The 3787-nt window shown below is 74.9% G+C and carries 3 protein-coding genes; all 3 read left to right on the forward strand.

Translation table 11 applies throughout. The features are described 5' to 3' along the window. Positions 1-118: 118 nt before the first annotated feature. The 3 genes from ABT247_RS32435 to ABT247_RS32445 all read left to right on the forward strand — a co-directional run bounded on the left by ABT247_RS32435 (position 119) and on the right by ABT247_RS32445 (position 3592). Complete coding sequence (locus ABT247_RS32435; protein WP_350749977.1) at positions 119-361, forward strand: cyclase family protein; 243 nt, start codon at positions 119-121, stop codon at positions 359-361. Between the two features lie 149 nt (positions 362-510). Then, positions 511-1227 (forward strand): MOSC domain-containing protein, encoded by a 717-nt coding sequence (locus tag ABT247_RS32440; protein WP_350749980.1) that lies wholly within the window; start codon positions 511-513, stop codon positions 1225-1227. A 256-nt stretch (positions 1228-1483) separates the two neighbouring features. Continuing rightward, positions 1484-3592 carry a hypothetical protein gene (locus ABT247_RS32445; RefSeq protein WP_350749983.1) on the forward strand — a complete coding sequence of 703 codons (2109 nt, stop codon included), beginning with the start codon at positions 1484-1486 and terminating at the stop codon, positions 3590-3592. The last annotated feature ends 195 nt before the right edge of the window (positions 3593-3787 follow it).

Here is a 3787-nt window from a genome sequence, read left to right on the forward strand (position 1 = left end):
GCAACGTCTACGCCAACGAACTGTGCTTCGTGGCCGGCCTGACCCCGTGGACCGCGGTCGGCGAACTCCCCCACCCCGACCGGCTGGTGGAGCCGATCCGGGCCCGGACGACCCTGCGGTGGCGGCGCTGCTCGCCGACCTCGCCGACGAGCACGACCAGTCCGCCGAGGAGCCGACGCTGGCCGCCCACCGGGTGCTGCTGGGGGCGGACGGCGGCGGGGTGATCGCCGAGAACCTGACCGACCTGCGGGCGCTGCTGGAGGCGCAGGAGGCGGGGCGGCCGGTGGAGGTGTCGCTGTTCCCCCTGCGGTTGCAGGCGGCGGACGGCGCACCGGTGCGGGCGGTGGCCCGGCTGGGCTGAGCGGGCGGTGCCCGGCTGGGCTGAGCGGGCGGTGGCCCGGCTGGGCTGAGCGGGCGGTGGACGGGCCGGGGTGAGCGGGCCCGCCGCCCCACCGAGACGCGGGACTTGGTCTAGACCATCCCCCGGTGGCGCCAGTACGCTGTCCGCCCATGGCTGAGATCATCGGAGTGATCGAGCGACTCTGGCGCTACCCCGTGAAATCCACCGGCGGCGAGCGGCTCCACTCCGTCGAGGTGGACGTGCGCGGCCTGGCCGGCGACCGCCTCTACGCCGTCCGCGACTCCTCCGGCAAGCTCGGCTCCGGCAAGACCACGCGCCGCTTCCGCCGGATGGACGGCCTGCTCCGGCTCTCCGCCCGCCTCGGCCGCCGGATCGACGGCCCCGAACTGTTCGACCCGCTCGGCCGCCCCGTCGACCGGCCCGCCGCCTTCCTGCGGGCCTACCTCCAGCGCGGGGACGTCGAACTCGCCCGCGAGGACGCCGTCTCGCACTTCGACCGACTGCCGGTCAGCCTGCTCACCACCGCCACCCTGGACTGGGTCCGCGAGGCCGTCCCCTTCGCCGTGGTGGACGAGCGGCGGTTCCGCCCCAACATCGTGCTGCGCACCCCGCCCGGCACCCCGCCGTTCGTCGAGGACAGCTGGCTCGGCCGCCGGGCCCGTGCCCAGGCTCCGGACGGCGCCGGGCTCGCCTTCGTCGCCTCCAGCGAGCGCTGTGCGATGACCGCCGCCCCCCAGCCGGGGCTCCCGCACGCCCCCGAGATCCTCAAGGCGATCGTGCACGCCCACGACGGCCGCCTGGACGCCCTGGCCGAGGTGGCCGCCCCGGGACGGCTCCGGCTGGGCGACCGGCTGGTCCTGGACTGAGCCGGGCTGCCCCGAGCTGATGGAACCGCAGGTCAGAGCCCGTTCGGAGGTTCTCCGGAAAAACTCCGAACCCACCTGCAACCACCGGGGGCCCCGCACGTCCATGTGAGTGAGCGGCGGGGAGCCGCCGGAGCGGACCGCAGGCGACACCGGGGACACCACCCCCGGACCTCGGATCCGACCGAAACCGTGATGATCGACCGGCGGCGGAACACTGCCGGGCGCAACACCCTGGGGGGTATCCAGAATGTCCGTCGTGCGTGCACGCCGTTCCCGCTCCACCGTCGTCACCGCCGCGACCCTGGGCGCGCTGCTCGCCACCGGCGCCCTCATCGCCTCCCCGGCCGCCTACGCCGCCGACGCACCGGCCGCCGCCACTGCCACCACCAACGCCGCCACCGCCGCTGCCACCGCCACCGCCACCGCCACCGCGTCGGCCGAGCCGACCGCCCGGGCCACCGCCGAGGCCGGCAGGCCGTCGCTGGCGGTCAACCCGCCGGCGTCGATCGGCAACGGCGGCCGCCCGGTCGAGTTCACCGAGACCGTCACCAACCCGGGCAGCGCCGAGGCCTCCTTCACGCTGAAGCTCGACGCCAGCAACCCGGCGGCCCGCTCGGCGGGTCGCCTCACCATCGACTACCGCGGTGCCGACGGCGGCTGGAAGCCCGTCGAGCTGGCCTTCGGCCAGGACGACACCGGCTTCCGCTTCAGCGGCGAGATCCCGGGCGTGACCGTCGCCGCCGGGTCCACCAGGACCCTCCAGCTGCGCATGGCGGCCCCGCTCAACAACGACTGGGCCTCGGTAACCGGGAACGTCCGGCTGCACTCCGCGATCGTGGACGCCGGCAAGGCCGTCGTCTCCGAGAGCACCAAGGACGTCGCGCTCAAGGCCGTCACCGTCCAGGTCGGGAACGCCCCGGCCACGGCCGTCGTCGGCGGCGCCCCGGTCGAGTTCGACGTCACCTTCACCAACCCCAGCGCCTCGGGCTACGACAACGTCTCCCGGGTCGTACAGACCGACAAGCACACCACGCTCCAGGTCCGGAAGGCCGACGGCGGCTGGCAGGACGTCACCGCCACTCCCTCCTCCCAGCCGGGTTCCGCCCAGGTCACCTACCACCTCACCGACGACAGGACCCTCGCCCCGGGGGCCGCCGAGACCCGGCACGTCCGCCTCGCCTTCGCGGCCGACGCCCCCCTCGACACGGTGTACGTCGACGGCAAGGCCGTCCTCGGCGAGGGCGGCCCGTCCATGCCCGCCCACGTGGGCCCCCAGGCGTTCCCGGTCCGGCTCACCGCCACCCCGGCCGCCACCGCCGCGACGCTGACGGTCCAGGCGCCGGCCTCGATCGGCAACGGGGGCAAGCCGGTCGAGTTCACCGAGACCGTCACCAACCCGGGCGGCGCCGACGCGTCGTACACGCTGAAGCTGAAGGCGAGCAACCAGTGGGCCCGGTCGAAGGACCGCATCACCCTCGAGTACCGCGACCCCGACGGCACCTGGAAGCCCGTCGCGCTGAACTTCAGCGCCGGCGACAGGACCTTCGACTTCGCCGGTGAGATCCCCGGCGTGACCGTCACCGCCGGGGCCACCAGGACCCTCCAGCTGCGCATCGCCGCCCCGCTCAACAACGACTGGGCCGCTCAGAGCGGCACCGTCGAGCTCCACTCCGCGATCGTGGACGCCGGGAACACCGTCGTCTCCGAGAACACCGAGGACGTCGCCCTGAAGGCGCTCGAGGTGAAGGCCGCGAACACCCCGAGCACCGCTGTCGTCGGCGGCGCCCCGGTCGAGTTCGACGTCAGCGTCACCAACGCGAGCGCCTCGGGCTACGACAACTCCTCCCTCGTCGTGCTGGCCGACGCGCACAGCAGCCTGCAGGTGCGGAAGGCGGACGGCGGCTGGGAGAACGTCACCGGCACCGCCGGCCCGCAGGCGGGCAGCCCGGTCGCCTACCACCTCACCGGGGACAGGAACCTGGCGGCCGGCGCGACCGTCACCAAGCACGTCCGCCTGGCCTTCACCGCCGGCGCGCCGGTCGGCAAGAAGGTGAACTACGTCAACCCGGAGGTCATCCTCGGCGAGGGCGGCCCGTCCATGCCCGCGTACGTGGGGCCGCAGGGCTTCCTGGTGGACCTCACCGACGCTCCGGCCGGTGGCGCCGACGACAGCACCGGTACCGCCGTCAAGGCCGGTCTCCTGACCACCGACGACGGCTCCGGCTCCACCGGTGGCCGGCTGACCGGCGGCGAGCTCGCCCACACCGGTTCGGACGGCGTGCTGCGGTCGGTGGCGGGCGCCGCCGCGCTGCTCGTCAGCGGCATCGGCGCGGTCTTCTTCGCGCGGCGCCGCCGCAGCGCCTGATCCCGACCCGGCCCCGCTCCCGAGCCCCGACCTCCGGCACCGTCCGGGGGCCGGGGCTCGGCGCTTCCCGGCCCCCGGGGCGCGGTCAGGTCCGGTCCGGCGCCGCCGACGAACAGGCCCACGCCCGCATCGCCAACGGCGCCGCCGCCCTGCCCGACGGCCGCTTCGCCAGCGTCGGACGCGACCTGACCCTGC

Source organism: Kitasatospora sp. NPDC001539 (assembly GCF_040298565.1).
In the GTDB taxonomy this organism is placed as follows: Bacteria; Actinomycetota; Actinomycetes; order Streptomycetales; family Streptomycetaceae; genus Kitasatospora.

What these genes read in the sequence shown, in the direction of transcription:
- ABT247_RS32440 (WP_350749980.1), top strand. Translation starts at nt 511, where the DNA reads ATGGCTGAGATCATCGGAGTGATCGAGCGACTCTGGCGCTACCCCGTG.